Genomic DNA, 15,193 nt, shown 5'->3' on the forward strand with positions numbered 1-15,193 from the left:
GTCAGTCCCGTAGCGCGCGATGCACGGCCGTGGTTCGCCGACTCATGGTCGCGTGTCGCCGATGACACGTACAGCGCGTTCGATCTGGTCCCCGGAGAGGTCCGCGCGGGCCGTCAGCCGCAGCCGGGAGATGCCGTCGGGTACGGAAGGAGGTCGGAAGCAGCCCACGGCGAGCCCCTCGGCGCGGCAGTCGGCCGCCCAGCGCACGGCGCTCTCCGGGGACGGCGCGCGTACGGAGACGACCGCGGCGTCCGGTCGTACCGCCTGAAGGCCCAGGGCCGTCAGCCGGGTGTGCAACTCGCCCGCCACCGCGCGGGCCCGCGCCGCCCGCTCCGGCTCACCGCGCAGCAGCCGCAGGGCCGCGAGCGCCGCGCCCGCGGCGGCCGGAGCCAGACCGGTGTCGAAGATGAACGTCCGCGCCGCGTTGACCAGATGGTCGATCACCCGCGCCGGGCCGAGCACGGCGCCGCCCTGGCTGCCCAGTGACTTGGACAGCGTGACCGTGACGACCAGGTCGTCCGCGCCCGCTAGCCCCGCCGCGTACGGGGCGCCCCGGCCGCCGTCGCCGAGCACGCCGAGGCCATGGGCGTCGTCCACGACCAGTCCTGCGCCCTGCTCCCGGCACACCTGGGCCAGGGCCGCGAGCGGAGCGGCGTCGCCGTCGACCGAGAAGACCGTGTCGGACACGGCGACGGCGGTGCCGTCGTGCGTCTGCAGTGCCTTGCGCACCGCGTCGGGGTCGGCGTGCGCGACGACCTGCGTGGTGCCGCGCGCCAGCCGGCAGCCGTCGATCAGCGAGGCGTGGTTGCCCGCGTCGGAGACGATCAGCGAGCCGTGCGGCGCCAGCGCGGTGACCGCGGCGAGGTTGGCGGCGTAACCGGAGGAGAAGACCAGCGCCGCCTCGAAGCCGCAGAAGCCGGCCAGCTCGCGTTCGAGTTCCGCGTGCAGTTCGGTGGTGCCGGTGACGAGCCGGGAGCCGGTCGCCCCGCCGCCCCACCTCCGCGCAGCCCGCGCGGCGCCCTCGGTGACCTCGGGGTGCCGGGCCAGCCCCAGGTAGTCGTTGCTCGCCAGGTCCAGCAGCGGCGAGTCGGCCGGGCGGGGACGCAGAGTCCGTACGAGTCCGGCGTTGCGGCGCAGCTCTGCCTGCTCGTCGATCCAGCCGAACGCCATGGGTTTTCGTCCTCCGGTGATTTTGTAGGCAGTGAACAGACCCTAGCGGTACCCATCGCAGCTCAGGGTGTGGCAATACCCACACGTCGAACACCCAGTGTTGTGTGAAGTCTCCTCTTGGCCACAAGCGGTGCGTTAGGACAGGATCAGCTTCCATGGACCTGCTGAACACGCTGGTGGACAAGGGGCTTCGGCGCGAGACGCCGACCCGCGAGGAAGCGCTGGCCGTCCTCGCCACTTCCGACGACGACGTGCTCGATGTGGTGGCCGCGGCCGGAAAGGTGCGCCGCCACTGGTTCGGCCGACGGGTGAAGCTGAACTACCTCGTCAACCTCAAGTCGGGGCTGTGCCCCGAGGACTGCTCGTACTGCTCCCAACGACTCGGCTCCAAGGCCGAGATCCTCAAGTACACCTGGCTGAAGCCCGACCAGGCCTCGCAGGCCGCGGCCGCGGGGCTCGCGGGCGGCGCCAAGCGGGTCTGTCTGGTGGCCAGCGGGCGCGGGCCGACCGACCGGGACGTCGACCGGGTCTCCGAGACGATCCGGACGATCAAGGAGCAGAACGAGGGCGTCGAGGTGTGCGCCTGCCTCGGGCTGCTCTCCGACGGCCAGGCGGAGCGGCTGCGCGACGCCGGCGCGGACGCCTACAACCACAACCTCAACACGTCCGAGGGCACGTACGCGGACATCACGACCACGCACACGTACGCCGATCGGGTGGACACGGTCCAGAAGGCGCACGCGGCCGGGCTGTCCGCCTGCTCCGGTCTGATCGCCGGGATGGGCGAGAGCGACGAGGACCTGGTCGACGTGGTGTTCGCGCTGCGTGAGCTGGACCCGGACTCGGTGCCGGTCAACTTCCTGATCCCGTTCGAGGGCACCCCGCTCGCCAAGGAGTGGCACCTCACCCCGCAGCGCTGTCTGCGGATCCTGGCGATGGTGCGGTTCGTGTGCCCGGACGTCGAGGTGCGCATCGCCGGCGGCCGCGAGGTCCATCTGCGCTCGATGCAGCCCCTCGCCCTGCACCTGGCCAACTCCATCTTCCTCGGCGACTACCTCACCAGCGAGGGCCAGGCGGGCAAGGCCGACCTGGAGATGATCGCGGACGCCGGGTTCGAGGTGGAGGGCACCGACCAGGTGACGCTGCCGGAGCACCGGGCGGGCGGCGGGTGCGGGTCGCACGGCAGCGCCGAGGGTGCCGGGTGCGGGTCGCACGAGGGAGGCGGAGTCTGCGGTTCCGCATCCGTCCCGCAGGCCTCCGAGCCGCGTACGGACCTGGTCGCCGTACGCCGCCGGGGTGCCGGAACGGACCTCGCGCCCAATGCTTGACCTGACCCTGCACGAGCTGCTGGACCTCGACCGGCGGCACGTCTGGCATCCGTACGGCCCCATGCCCGGCCGGCAGGAACCGCTCGTCGTGGAGTCGGCGAGCGGGGTGCGGCTGCGGCTCGCGGACGGCTCGGGCGAGCTGGTCGACGGAATGTCGTCCTGGTGGTCGGCGATCCACGGCTACAACCACCCGGTGCTGAACGAGGCCGCGCGCGAGCAGTTGTCGCGGATGAGCCATGTGATGTTCGGCGGGCTCACGCACGAGCCCGCCGTACGGCTGGCGAAGCTCCTTGTCGAAATGTCGCCCGACGGTCTGGAGCATGTGTTCCTCGCCGACTCCGGGTCGGTGTCGGTCGAGGTCGCGATCAAGATGTGCCTGCAGTACTGGCGTTCGCTCGGCCGCCCCGAGAAGCGACGCCTGCTCACCTGGCGGGGCGGCTACCACGGCGACACCTGGCAGCCGATGTCGGTGTGCGACCCCGAGGGGGGCATGCACGAACTGTGGACCGGGGTGCTGCCGCGCCAGGTGTTCGCGGACCCGCCGCCGGCCACGTACGAGGAGTCGTACGCCGACCAGTTGCGCGAGCTGATCGAGCGGCACGCGGGCGAACTGGCCGCCGTCATCGTGGAGCCGGTGGTGCAGGGCGCGGGCGGGATGCGGTTCCACTCCCCCGCGTATCTGCGGGTGCTGCGCGAGGTGTGCGACGCGCACGACGTGCTGCTGGTGTTCGACGAGATCGCGACCGGGTTCGGGCGGACGGGTGCGCTGTTCGCGGCGGAGCACGCGGCCGTGACGCCGGACGTGATGTGCGTGGGCAAGGCCCTGACCGGCGGCTATCTGACGATGGCGGCGACGCTGTGCACGTCGCGGGTGGCCGACGGCATCTCCCGGGGGGAGGTGCCGGTGCTGGCGCACGGGCCGACGTTCATGGGCAATCCGCTGGCGGCGGCCGTGGCCTGCGCCTCGATCGAACTGCTGCTCGGCCAGGACTGGCGTGCCGAGGTCAAGCGGATCGAGGCGGGACTCCGGGAGGGGCTGGCACCGGCCGCGGACTTCCCGGGGGTGCGGGAGGTACGGGTCCTGGGCGCCATCGGGGTCGTCCAGCTCGACCACGCCGTGGACATGGCGGCGGCGACGCGGGCCGCCGTGCGCGAGGGCGTGTGGCTGCGGCCGTTCCGCGACCTCGTCTACACCATGCCGCCGTACGTCACGGGCGACGCGGACCTGGCACGGATCGGGCGCGCGGTGTGCGCGGCCGCGCGGGAGGGATGACATGCCGATCCTGGTGATCACGGGGACGGGCACGGAGGTCGGCAAGACCGTCACGACGGCCGCGGTCGCCGCGTCGGCGCTGGCGGCGGGGCGCTCGGTCGCCGTCCTGAAGGCCGCGCAGACGGGCGTACGGCCGGATGAGCGCGGGGACGCCGAGGAGGTGGCGCGGCTGGCAGGACCGGTCACGGCTCGCGAACTCGACCGATATCCAGAGCCGTTGGCGCCGGGTACGGCGGCGCGGCGGGCCGGGCGGGCGCCGGTGCATCCGCAGGAGATCGCCGAGGCCGCGGCCAAGCTGGCCACCGAGCACGATCTGGTGCTGGTGGAGGGCGCGGGCGGGCTGCTGGTGCGCTTCGACCCGGCGGGCGGGACGCTGGCGGACGCGGCCGAACTGCTGGCGGCACCGGTGCTCGTGGTGGCCGCGGCAGGACTGGGAACGCTGAACACCACCGAGCTGACGGCACGTGAAGTACGCCGTCGGCGGCTCGATTTGGTGGGGGTCGTGATCGGCAGCTGGCCCACCGAGCCGGACCTGGCCTCGCGCTGCAATCTGGCGGATCTGCCCGAGGTGGCGGACGCGCCGCTGCTGGGCGCCCCTCCGGCCGGGGCGGGGGCGTTGGCGCCGGAGGTCTTCCGGGCGGCGGCGCCCGGGTGGCTGGCGCCGCGGCTGGACGGGACGTGGGACGCGGAGGCGTTCCGGGTGCGGGAGAGGCCTGTGCCATTGAAGGACGCCGGTACGGCGACGTAGGGAGGCTCACGAGCGCGCGGTGCGCGTGGGTGCGAAGTCGCGGGGTGCACGGGGCGCTTTCTGGGGACAATCCCCGTATGGCCCGTCCTGCCCGGGAGGTTTCCATGCCGCTACGGTCCACCGGCACCGGCAAGGTGGCGCGGGATCCCGTGCACCACCCGCTGTTCGCCCGCTACTACGCCCGCCTCAGCGTGGCCGCCGAGACCCGGATGGGAATGGCCGGGGTGCGTGACCGGCTGCTCGCCGGGCTGTCCGGGCGGGTGATCGAGATCGGCGCGGGCAACGGCCTGAACTTCGCGCACTATCCGGGGACAGTCGCGGAGGTCGTCGCCATCGAACCGGAGCGCAGCCTGCGGCAGCTGGCGGTTGAGGCCGCGCTGCGCGCCGAGATGCCCGTCGACGTCGTGCCGGGCGCGGCGGAGGCGCTGCCGGTCAAGAGCGAGGGCTTCGACGCGGTGGTGCTGTCGCTGGTGCTGTGCAGTGTGCGGGACGTGCCGCGCGCCCTCGGTGAGGTACGGCGGGTGCTGCGGCCCGGCGGTCAGGTGCGGTTCTTCGAGCACGGCCGGGGCGGCGGCCGCGCGATGGGCTTCACGCAGCGGGCGCTGGACCGCACGGTGTGGCCGGTGCTGAACGGCGGCTGCCATCTGTCCCGGGATCCGGTCGGCGCGCTCCGGGACGCCGGGTTCGAACTGGGGCCGTACCGGCGGATGCTGATGCCGGAGAAGGGGCCGGTGCTGCCCACGTCGTTCTGCGTGCTCGGCACCGCGTGGCGGCCGCAGCAGTAGACCGGCGCCTCACAGGCTCCACTGGCGCAGCTCGCGCGCGATGTCGCCCACCGACGCATCGCCGCTCTTGACCAGCCGGGCCAGATCGCGCACCTGCTCGGGCGAGGTGACGACCTTGGCGCCGCTGGCGACGAGATAGGCGTACGCGACGGCGGAGGCGAACAGGGCGTTGGAACGCTCCAGTGACGGGATGTGGATCAGCAGCTGGAGCAGGGCCGCGGCGCGGGCGTGGGGCGTGTCGTAGACGGGGACGTCGAAGATCTCGGCCTGGTGGCGCGCGACGGCCGCGACGAGGGCTCCCCAGTCGGTGACCTGGGGGTCGCCCGGCGTCTTCTGTTCGGCGAGCATCAGGAGCCAGGCGAGGTCGATGGTGAGGTCGCTCAAGGGATCAGCGGCGACCTTCGCGCGTGCCCTCACGGTCGGTGCCGAACTCCTCGGCGAACACCGACTCGTACTGCTTCATGAAGTCGGCGGCGGCCTCCACGAAGGTGTGACCGACCTCGCCGGTGTCCTGCTTGACGAGTTCCTCGATGTAGCGGTTGACGCTCATCCCGCGCGCGAGGGCGCGTTCGCGGGCCGCGCGAGCGGTGTCCTCGTCGACGCGGACGTTCAGCTGGGTCTTGGCCATACCTCGAAGCTAGCGCTCGGGCGCTAGCAGGGCAAGGGCGCCTGCACGGCCGGGTGCGTGCCCCTTACACCCGCATCCGGTGCTCGACCTGGGCAGGAGACCGTCTGGGACCTCCGGAGGATACCGGGTGTGCCGCGGATCACATTATTGTCGCGAGGAGCGACCGAGGAGGCACCCTTGTCCACACCTGCTGCGGAGCACGCCCCAGGGCTCGCCTCGGCCGACGGGGTCGCGGCCCGCGCCCGCGGTCTGACCAAGGCGTACGGCTCGGGCGAGACGGCGGTGCTCGCCCTGGACTCGGTGGACGTCGACATCGCGCGCGGGCGGTTCACCGCCGTGATGGGCCCCTCGGGGTCCGGCAAGTCCACCCTCATGCACTGCCTGGCCGGGCTCGACAGCGTCTCGTCGGGCCAGGTGTGGCTCGGCGACACAGAGATCACCGGCCTGAAGGAGCGCGAGCTGACCCGGCTGCGCCGGGACCGGATCGGGTTCATGTTCCAGTCGTTCAACCTCATCCCGACGCTGAACGCGCTGGAGAACATCACCCTGCCCATGGACATCGCGGGCCAGCGGCCCGACCAGAAGTGGCTCGACCAGGTGATCGACACCCTCGGGCTGCGGGACCGGCTCAGGCACCGCCCCTCGCAGCTGTCCGGCGGTCAGCAGCAGCGCGTCGCCTGCGCCCGCGCCCTCGCCTCCCGGCCGGAGCTGATCTTCGCGGACGAGCCGACGGGCAACCTCGACTCGCGCGCGGGCCTGGAGGTCCTCGGCTTTCTGCGCGAGGCCGTCGACGGGCTCGGGCAGACCGTCGTCATGGTCACCCACGACCCGGGCGCCGCCGCCCACTCCGACCTGGTGCTCTTCCTCGGCGACGGACGGCTCGTCGACGAGATGGCGCGGCCGACGGCGGAGGCGGTGCTGGAACGGATGAAGCGATTCGACGTGATCCGCCGTCAGCACGACGACGGCGCCCCCGCCCAGGGAGACTGAAGGACGTGCTGAAGGCGACGCTCAGAAGCTTCCTCGCGCACAAGGGGCGGCTGCTGCTCTCGGCGCTGGCCGTGCTGCTGTCCGTCGCGTTCGTCGCGGGCAGTCTGATCTTCTCCGACACCGTCAGCCGCACCTTCGACCGGCTCTTCGCCTCGACGGCGGCCGACGTCACCGTCAGCCCCAAGAAGACCCTCGACGAGTCGGTGCCGTCCGGCGCGACGGCCACCCTGTCGGCCGACCTCGCCGAACGCGTCGCCCGGGTCGACGGGGTGGCCGCCGCCCGCGCGGAGGTCGAGGTCCAGAACATCACCGTCGTCGACGACCGCAACGAGTCGGTCAGCCCGACGACCGGCGCCCCCACGCTCGGCACCAACTGGAACCCGACCGAGCGCAGCCCCGTGGAACTGACCTCCGGTCACGCCCCGCGCGGGCCGACCCAGGCGCTGCTCGACTCCGAGACCGCCGAGCGCCGTAACGTACGGGTCGGGGACGCCCTGACGGTGATCGCGGCGCCCGGCTCGTTCAAGGTCGAGGTCGTCGGCATCGTCACCTTCACCACCACCAACCCCGGTGCCGCGCTGCTGTTCCTGGACACGCCGACCGCGCAGACCAAGCTTCTCGGCGACCCGGAGGGCGCCACCGCCATCACCGTGGACGCGGCACCGGGCGTCAGCGACGAGACGCTCAAGGAGCGGGTGGCGGCCACGCTCGGCGCCGACCGCTACGACTTCCGCACCGCAGGCGAACAGGCCCAGTCGGACGTCGAACAGCTCGGCGGCTTCCTCGACATCATCAAGTGGGTGATGCTCGGCTTCGCCGGGATCGCCGTGCTGGTGGGCGTGTTCCTCATCGTCAACACCTTCTCCATGCTGATCGCGCAGCGCACCCGCGAACTGGGCCTGCTGCGCGCGCTGGGCGCCGACCGCCGCCAGGTCCGCCGCTCGGTGCTCACCGAGGCGCTGCTGCTCGGCCTGGTCGGCTCGACGCTGGGCCTGGCCGCCGGTATCGGGCTCGCCGCCGGGCTGATCGAGCTGATGGGTGTGCTCGGCATGAACATCAAGTCCACCGAGATGGTCATCGGCTGGGTGACACCCGTGACGGCGTACGTCGTCGGAGTCGGCGTCACCTTCGTCGCCGCGTATCTCCCGGCCCGCCGGGCCGCCGCCGTCTCGCCGATGGCGGCGCTCGCGGACGCGGAGGTCGCCGGGGTGGGCCGGCCGCTCAAGGTGCGCGCGATCGTCGGAGCGGTCGTCGGAGCGGCAGGCGCGGCCGCGCTGGTGGGCTGCGTGGTGGCGTCCGACACGGGCTCGGCGGCGTCCCTGCTCGGTCTCGGGGTCGTCCTGACGCTGGTCGCGGCCGTGATCGCGGGGCCGCTGCTGGTACGGCCGGTGATCCGGGTGCTGGGCGGCTGGTTCCCGGCGCTGTTCGGTTCGATCGGGCGGATGAGCCAGCGCAACGCCCTGCGCAATCCCCGTCGTACCGGCGCCACCGCGGCCGCGCTCATGGTGGGGCTCGCGCTGGTCGGCGGGATGTCGGTGGCGAGCGCCTCGATGACGAAGTCGTTCGACGAGCAGATCGACCAGACGCTGGGCGCGGACTTCGTGCTCCAGAACGCCAACTTCGTGCCCTTCCCGCGGGAGGTCACCAAGCAGGTGCGCGAGACGGAGGGCGTCGGCCTGGTCGTGCGCTCGCAGTTCGCACCGATCGCGGTGAAGCTCCCCGACGGCGACCGGATCGAGACGACGGCCGTCGGCTACGACCCCGAGCTCGACGAGGTCGCCAACATCACCTACGCGCAGGGCGACAGCGCCGCCGCGCTGGCTCCCGGGCGGCTGGCGATGGACCGTGACTTCGCGCGGGACCACGGCGTGCGGGTCGGCAGCGCGATCCCCGTCGAGTTCCAGGGCGGGCGGAAAGCCGATCTGACCGTCGGCGCGCTGACCGACCAGGAGTCCGCCGAGGGCTTCGGTATGCAGGGCGGGATCTACTTCGGGCTCGCCACCCTGGAGCGGTACGCGCCGGGCGCACAGGACTCCGCGCTGTACGTCAACGGCTCGCCCGGGACCGACCCGGACGACCTGCGGGGCAGCCTGGAGGCGACGCTGGAGGCGTATCCGCAGGTGCAGGTGCGGGACATCGCCGACTACAAGCAGCTGGTCCACGACCAGATCGCGGTGCTGCTCTACCTCGTGTACGCCCTGCTGGGGCTGGCGATCATCATCGCCGTGCTCGGCGTGGTCAACACCCTTGCCCTGTCCGTCGTCGAGCGCACCCGGGAGATCGGCCTGCTGCGGGCCATCGGGCTCGCCCGGCGTCAGCTGCGCCGGATGATCCGTCTGGAGTCGGTGGTGATCGCGGTGTTCGGCGCGGTGCTCGGCCTCGCGCTGGGGCTGGTGTGGGGCCTGTGCACCCAACAGGTACTGGCACTGGAGGGCATGACCGCACTGGCGATCCCGTGGTGGACGATCATCGCGGTCGTGATCGGCTCGGCGGTGGTCGGGGTTGTGGCGGCACTGCTGCCGGCGCTGCGGGCTTCGCGGATGAATGTTCTGGCGGCGATCGCGCACGAGTGATGGAATGCCGGGACATGCTCAATTCGGCTCGGCTTGAGGAGAGTTCATGTCGCGCCCGTTCCGCTTCGGCGTCAACCTCGTCAATCCCGCGCCCGCCGCGGAGTGACGCGCCAAGTGCCGCCGGGCCGAGCAGCTCGGCTACGACGTCCTCCTCGTCCCCGACCACCTGGGCATGCCCGCTCCCTTCCCGGCCCTGGTGGCGGCCGCCGCGGCGACCGAGCGGCCACGTCTCGGCACGTTCGTGCTCAACGCGGGGTTCTGGAACCCCGCCCTGCTGGCCCGCGAGGTGGCCACCACGGACGCCCTCACCGGCGGCCGCCTCGAACTGGGCCTCGGCACCGGCTACGTACAGGCGGAACACGAGACAGCCGGGCTGCCCTGGGGCTCGCCCGGCGAGCGGGTGGACCATCTGCGGCGGACGGTCGAGGAGTTGGAGCGGCTGCTCGGCTCCGACGAGCAGCGGCCTCAGCCAGTGCAGCAGCCGCGCGTACCGCTGCTGATCGGCGCGGGCGGCGACCGGATGCTGAAGCTCACCGCCGAGCACGCCGACATCGCGGCGTTCACGGGAGCGGTCCGTGCCCGGCAGCACGACGGGGGCGCTGGCTCCGGTCACGGCCGAGGAGCTCGACGAGCGCGTCGCCACGTATCGGCGGCTGGCCGAGGGGCGCAAGGAGCCCGCCGAGCTGAATGTGCTCATCCAGATGGTGGCCGTCACCGAGGACCGCGAGGGCGCCGTCCGGCCCATGCTGCCGCATGTGCCGCACCTGAGCCTGGAGCAGGCACTGGAGCTGCCCATCCTCCTGACCGGGACCCTGGACGAGATCGTCGATCAAGTGCGGCGGCAGCGGGAGCGGTACGGCTTCTCGTATCTGACCGTGCTGGAGCCCTACATGGAGGCGTTCGCGCCGGTGATCGCGGCGCTGCGCGGCGAGTGACTGTCGCGGTCCTGCGACGACCGGCTCAGTCGATCACTGCCTGTCGGCTGATCACTGCCTGTCGGCTGATCACTGCCTGTCGGCTCATCACTGCCTGTCGCCAAGCTCGCAAGCCATGACTCGCGCCCTGAATACCCGTATCCTCATGGATGCCAGATATGTCCGATAAGCGGCTTATCCAGGGCAAGAGTGAGGCGAAGCGTGGATCGGTTCGGCGGGACACCGATACCGACGGGGAGTGCGACCGGCGGCGCGGGGCCTGTCGTATTCCGGGAGCGGTTTCTGCAGGGTGAGCCGGTCGTGGCGGGTGTGCGAACGCCGATCCTGAACTCGTGGCAGCGCTGCCTGTCCCTGGGACTGTCGCCGGACCAGTCCGACCTTCCCTTCCAGGAGGACTTCGATCCGGACGACCGCATCATCCGTGCGGCCACACCCGTGCTCGACCGGCTGCAGGCCTTGTTCTCCGGCAGCGCGATGAACATCTCCGTCGCCGACGCGAACGGGACGGTCCTGCTACGCCGTTTCGGCGAGGCGTCCCTGGCCAGAAGCCTCCCGGCGATCCAGCGCGTCCCCGGATTCGTGTTCGCCGAGCAGGTCGCCGGCACCAACGGCATCGGTCTCGCCCTGATGGAGCGGCGACTCATCCGGGTCTACGGTGCCGAACACTTCGCCGAGCGCTCCCAGGCCAGCGCCTGCCGTGCCCTGCCCGTCCGCGACCCGCTCAGCGGCCATATCGAGGGCGTGCTGTGCTTCGGCTATCCACGCAGCGCCGAGGATCTGGCGCTGGCCGGCGTGATACACAGGGCGGCCGAGGCCATCGAGCGGCGGTTGCTCGATCAGAGCTCCCGGCGTGAGCGGGCCCTGCTGCTGGCGTACCTGGACAGCGCGGCCAAGACCAGCGAAGGCCTTCACCACCGCGTCGGAGTGGACGAACTGGGCCTTGAGCTGCGCCCCCGTGACCGGGCGATCCTCAGGGAGAAGGGCGCCGAGCTGATCTCCGGCGCGCAGCGCGCCGCCGTCGACGTGTCCCTGCCGGGCGGCCGAAGCGTCACGCTGGTGAGCCGTCCCATGACGAGTGCCTCCGGGGTGGAAGGCGGCGTGGAGGGCATTGCCATCGAGGCCGTTGTCGCAGGCCCCGCACCGCACGGGCGCCGCGTCCCGGGCCAGGCCGACGAGTCACCGGTCTCGCCCACCGAGCCTGCCGCCGCCCTGGGCGACTCTCCGTTCGGGGCCGTGCCCGCCCGGCCTGTCTTCACCGCCCGGACGCCCGGCACCACCCGGACGCCGGTCCGCCTTCCCGACGGCGTGGCCGCCGAGGCCGCCGCGGGCGGCGACGGCGTCCCGGCCGCCGGCGCGGACCACGTGACGGACGATCACTCCGGCTCGCCGATCGCCGCGCGAGGGCTGGTGCTCCTGGGAGAGCCGCACGTCGGAACGTATGCCGTGGCCGCACGCCGCCGTCTGGAGCTGCTGTCCGAGGCGAGCACCCGCATAGGTACCACCCTGGACGTGCGGCGGACCGCCGAGGAACTGGCCGAGACGGTTGTTCCGGACCTGGCCGACTTCGTCACGATCGACCTGCCCGAGGCCGTCCTGCGCGGCGAGGAGTCCGCCGCTCCGCACAGCGACCTGCGCCGTACGGTCGTCCACGGCATCCGCGACGACGGCCCCTTCCTCCCGGTCGGCGACCAGGTCGGCTTCGGCCCGACCGCACCCCAGCTGCGATGCCTGACCAGCGGACAGGCCGTGCTGGAACCCGACCTGAGAGCCGCCGCCGACTGGATCGCCCACGGCCCTGAACGCCCCGAAGGGCTGCCGGCCGACGTCCATTCCCTCATCGCGGCACCCCTGCTCGCCCGCGGCGTCGTCCTCGGCGTCGCCAGTTTCTACCGCGCTCAGGGCTCCGCCCCCTTCGGAGACGACGACCGTTCACTGGCCCAGGAACTCGCCACCCGCGCGGCACTGTCCATCGACAACGCCCGGCGTTACACCCGTGAACGCGCCATGGTCCTGGCCCTGCAGCGCAGCCTGCTCCCGCGCGGGGCGCCCGACCAGGACGCCGTCGAGGTCGCCCATCGCTATCTGCCCGCCGAGCACGACGTAGGCGGGGACTGGTACGACGTCATTCCCCTCTCGGGCACCCGCATCGGCCTCCTCGTCGGTGACGTCGTCGGGCACGGCATGCTCTCGGCCGCCACCATGGGCCGACTGCGCACCGCCGCACGCAGCTTCGCCGAACTCGACTTCCCCCCGGACGAAGTCCTCACCCACCTCGACAACCTCACCGTGCGCCTGGACCGGGAGGACCCTGATACCGGCGGCTCCGGCATCATCGGCGCGACGTGCCTGTACGTCATCTACGACCCGACCACGCAGCAGTGCACCATGGCTCGCGCGGGCCACCCTCCGCCCGCGCTGGTCCACCCCGACGGCGCCGTGTCCTTCCCCGACCTGCCCGCCGGACCCCCTCTCGGCCTCGGGGGTTTTCCCTTCGAGGCCGCGGACGTCCATGTCCCCGAGGGCAGCCAGCTGGTGCTCTACACCGACGGTCTCATCGAGGACCGGCATCGCGACGTCGACGTGGTCCTCGGCCAGCTGCGCACCACCCTGGCCCACCCGGAGCGCACACCCGACGAGACCTGCCGGGCTGTCCTCGAGACCGTGGCGCCCGCCCACCCGTACGACGACATCGCCCTGCTCGTCGCCCGCACCCGGCAACTGGACCCCCAGCGGATCGCCACCTGGAACCTGCCCGCCGACCCTGCCCTCGTCAGCGAAGTACGCACCGAGGCCGTTCGGCAGCTGGCCGAGTGGGGACTCGACGAGGCCGCGTTCGCCGCGGAACTGGTGCTCAGCGAGCTGGTCACGAACGCCATCCGACACGGCTCCGGGCCCATCGGGGTACGGCTGCTCCGCGACCGCGCCCTGATCTGCGAGGTCTCCGACACCAGCAGCACCGCGCCGCATCTGCGCCGGGCGGCCAGCACCGACGAGGGCGGCCGCGGCCTGTTCCTCGTCGCGCAACTGGCACAGGGCTGGGGCGCGCGCTACACCGCGGAGGGCAAGGTCATCTGGGCCGAGTTCGGGCTCGGCGGCGTGTGAGGGGCAGGTGTGGGCCGGCGGCCCGCTGACCCGTTGGAGTCGTTGGCCGCTGACCCGTTGGAGTCACAAAGGACTACGAATGCCTGAAATCATGTGATTCATCCCACTAACATCGCTTGTGAAACTCCGAAAGAACCCGCCAGGCCGACCCCCGGAGATGTCCGTGCACGACGCTCCTCTGGTCCGTATCCGCGGCCTCGTCAAGCGGTTCGGCGGGACTCTCGCGCTGGTCGGCGTCGACCTCGACGTCCACGCCGGTAGTGTCCTCGCCCTCCTCGGTCCCAACGGAGCCGGAAAGTCCACTCTCATCAAGGTGCTCGCCGGCGTCCACCACGCCGAGGCGGGGCGGATCACGGTGGACGGGCACCCGCTCGGAAGTCATGCCGCGTCCCGCAGCATGTCCTTCATCCACCAGGACCTCGGCCTCGTGGAGTGGATGACGGTCGCCGAGAACATGGCCTTGAGCACCGGGTATCCGCGCCGTGCCGGACTGATCTCCTGGCGCCGGACCCGGGAGCGCTGCATCGAGGCCCTGCGCATCGTCGCCGCGGATCTCGACCCCGACGTGCCGATCGCCCGGCTCGCCCCGGCCGAGCGTTCGCTGGTCGCCATCGCCCGGGCCCTGGCGGCGCGGGCCAAGTTCATCGTCCTCGACGAACCGACCGCCCGGCTGCCCGCCGCGGACTGTGCCCGGCTCTTCCGCGTCCTGCACTCCGTACGCGACCGGGGGCACGGCGTCCTCTACGTCACCCATCGCCTGGACGAGGTGTACGCGGTCGCCGACACCTTCGCCGTCCTGCGCGACGGTCGCCTGGTCAGCCACGGCCGGCTCGCGGACCACAGCCCGGACCGTCTGGTGCACGACATCGTCGGTGCGCGACTGACCGAACGCCGCCCTGCCCCGGTCCCCGCAGGCGGCCCGGCCGTTCTGACCCTGGACGGCGTACGGACCGCCGGCGCGGGACCGGTCAGCCTGGAACTCGGGGCCGGGGAGGTGCTGGGTCTGGTCGGCCTCACCGGTGCGGGGCACGTGGATCTGGGCCGTGCCCTCGCCGGCTCCGGGCCCGTACTCGGCGGGCGGGTGCTCCTCGGTGGCCGGCCGTACCGTCCCCGCACGGTCGCCGACGCCGTCGGTCTCGGTGTCGGATTCGTGTCCGGCGACAGACAGCGGGAGGGCTGCGCAACCGGGCTCACCGTACGGGAGAACCTCCTGCCCAACCCCCGCGCGGGAGGCCTGCCGGCACTGCGCTGGATCAGTCCCCGTCGGGAACGCGACGTGGCCGCCGGCGTGATCGAACAGATCTCGGTGCATCCTCGCGACAGCGAGGCCGCCATCGCCGCCCTGTCCGGCGGAAACCAGCAGAAGGTCATGATCGGCCGGTGGCTGCGGGTGAGCCCGCGCCTGCTGATCCTCGAGGAACCGACCGCGAGCGTGGACATCGGGGCCAAGGCCACGATTTACCGCCTGCTCGACGACGCGCTGGCCGCGGGCCTCGCCGTCCTGCTCGTCTCCACCGACTTCGAGGAGGTCGTGGGCGTGTGCCGCCGTGCCCTGGTCTTCGTCCATGGGTCCGTGGTGGCCGAGTTGAGCGGTCCGGCCCTGACCGTCGCCGGGCTCACCCGTGCGGCTTCGGCCGCGCCCCCGCCGGAACGGTGACCAG

The 15,193-nt window shown here is 72.1% G+C and carries 11 protein-coding genes and 1 pseudogene; 9 read left to right on the forward strand and 3 right to left on the reverse strand.

Annotated features, from left to right (window positions below; all coding sequences use genetic code 11):
- Positions 1 to 42: 42 nt before the first annotated feature.
- On the reverse strand, positions 43 to 1,170 hold the full coding sequence (locus SSP24_RS16295; protein WP_141310276.1) for an 8-amino-7-oxononanoate synthase: 1,128 nt from the start codon (positions 1,168 to 1,170) through the stop codon (positions 43 to 45).
- 155 nt (positions 1,171 to 1,325) lie between these two features.
- Between SSP24_RS16295 and bioB the strand changes: the two genes are divergently transcribed.
- The 4 genes from bioB to SSP24_RS16315 all read left to right on the forward strand — a co-directional run bounded on the left by bioB (position 1,326) and on the right by SSP24_RS16315 (position 5,304).
- On the forward strand, positions 1,326 to 2,498 hold the full coding sequence (gene bioB / locus SSP24_RS16300; RefSeq protein ID WP_141310277.1) for a biotin synthase BioB: 1,173 nt from the start codon (positions 1,326 to 1,328) through the stop codon (positions 2,496 to 2,498).
- Complete coding sequence (locus tag SSP24_RS16305; protein ID WP_141310278.1) at positions 2,491 to 3,771, forward strand: adenosylmethionine--8-amino-7-oxononanoate transaminase; 1,281 nt, start codon at positions 2,491 to 2,493, stop codon at positions 3,769 to 3,771. The genes bioB and SSP24_RS16305 overlap by 8 nt, the downstream gene beginning before the upstream one ends.
- Before the next feature lies 1 nt (position 3,772).
- Complete coding sequence (gene bioD / locus SSP24_RS16310; RefSeq protein ID WP_141310279.1) at positions 3,773 to 4,519, forward strand: dethiobiotin synthase; 747 nt, start codon at positions 3,773 to 3,775, stop codon at positions 4,517 to 4,519.
- 104 nt (positions 4,520 to 4,623) lie between these two features.
- Positions 4,624 to 5,304, forward strand: a complete 681-nt coding sequence (locus SSP24_RS16315) for a class I SAM-dependent methyltransferase (RefSeq protein ID WP_141310329.1) — start codon at positions 4,624 to 4,626, stop codon at positions 5,302 to 5,304.
- 9 nt (positions 5,305 to 5,313) lie between these two features.
- Here SSP24_RS16315 and SSP24_RS16320 read toward each other — a convergent pair whose 3' ends face one another.
- A complete protein-coding gene (locus tag SSP24_RS16320; protein WP_141310280.1) occupies positions 5,314 to 5,688 on the reverse strand; it encodes a fic family toxin-antitoxin system, toxin component in 375 nt (124 codons plus the stop codon).
- 4 nt (positions 5,689 to 5,692) lie between these two features.
- Positions 5,693 to 5,932 (reverse strand): toxin-antitoxin system HicB family antitoxin, encoded by a 240-nt coding sequence (locus SSP24_RS16325; RefSeq protein ID WP_141310281.1) that lies wholly within the window; start codon positions 5,930 to 5,932, stop codon positions 5,693 to 5,695.
- 177 nt (positions 5,933 to 6,109) lie between these two features.
- Here SSP24_RS16325 and SSP24_RS16330 point away from each other — a divergent pair, with 177 nt between their 5' ends.
- The 5 genes and pseudogenes from SSP24_RS16330 (at position 6,110) to SSP24_RS16350 (ending at position 15,189) form a co-directional block, all read left to right on the forward strand.
- Positions 6,110 to 6,922, forward strand: coding sequence for an ABC transporter ATP-binding protein (locus tag SSP24_RS16330; protein ID WP_141310282.1), 813 nt, complete (start codon positions 6,110 to 6,112; stop codon positions 6,920 to 6,922).
- Between the two features lie 5 nt (positions 6,923 to 6,927).
- Positions 6,928 to 9,495: an ABC transporter permease gene (locus tag SSP24_RS16335; RefSeq protein ID WP_141310283.1), complete on the forward strand. Its 2,568-nt coding sequence runs from the start codon at positions 6,928 to 6,930 to the stop codon at positions 9,493 to 9,495.
- Between the two features lie 46 nt (positions 9,496 to 9,541).
- Positions 9,542 to 10,430, forward strand: a pseudogene (locus SSP24_RS16340) (LLM class F420-dependent oxidoreductase).
- 201 nt (positions 10,431 to 10,631) lie between these two features.
- On the forward strand, positions 10,632 to 13,532 hold the full coding sequence (locus tag SSP24_RS16345) for a SpoIIE family protein phosphatase (RefSeq protein ID WP_373306743.1): 2,901 nt from the start codon (positions 10,632 to 10,634) through the stop codon (positions 13,530 to 13,532).
- Between the two features lie 157 nt (positions 13,533 to 13,689).
- Positions 13,690 to 15,189, forward strand: coding sequence for a sugar ABC transporter ATP-binding protein (locus SSP24_RS16350; RefSeq protein WP_141310284.1), 1,500 nt, complete (start codon positions 13,690 to 13,692; stop codon positions 15,187 to 15,189).
- Positions 15,190 to 15,193: the final 4 nt, after the last annotated feature.

Source organism: Streptomyces spinoverrucosus, assembly GCF_006539505.1.
Lineage (GTDB): Bacteria > Actinomycetota > Actinomycetes > Streptomycetales > Streptomycetaceae > Streptomyces > Streptomyces spinoverrucosus.

Excerpts from the sequence above, each read along its gene's own strand:
- SSP24_RS16315 (WP_141310329.1), top strand. The coding sequence starts at position 4,624 with ATGCCGCTACGGTCCACCGGCACCGGCAAGGTGGCGCGGGATCCCGTG.
- SSP24_RS16350 (WP_141310284.1), top strand. The coding sequence starts at position 13,690 with ATGTCCGTGCACGACGCTCCTCTGGTCCGTATCCGCGGCCTCGTCAAG.
- bioD (WP_141310279.1), top strand. The coding sequence starts at position 3,773 with ATGCCGATCCTGGTGATCACGGGGACGGGCACGGAGGTCGGCAAGACC.
- SSP24_RS16295 (WP_141310276.1), bottom strand. The coding sequence starts at position 1,170 with ATGGCGTTCGGCTGGATCGACGAGCAGGCAGAGCTGCGCCGCAACGCC.
- SSP24_RS16305 (WP_141310278.1), top strand. The coding sequence starts at position 2,491 with ATGCTTGACCTGACCCTGCACGAGCTGCTGGACCTCGACCGGCGGCAC.
- bioB (WP_141310277.1), top strand. The coding sequence starts at position 1,326 with ATGGACCTGCTGAACACGCTGGTGGACAAGGGGCTTCGGCGCGAGACG.
- SSP24_RS16325 (WP_141310281.1), bottom strand. The coding sequence starts at position 5,932 with ATGGCCAAGACCCAGCTGAACGTCCGCGTCGACGAGGACACCGCTCGC.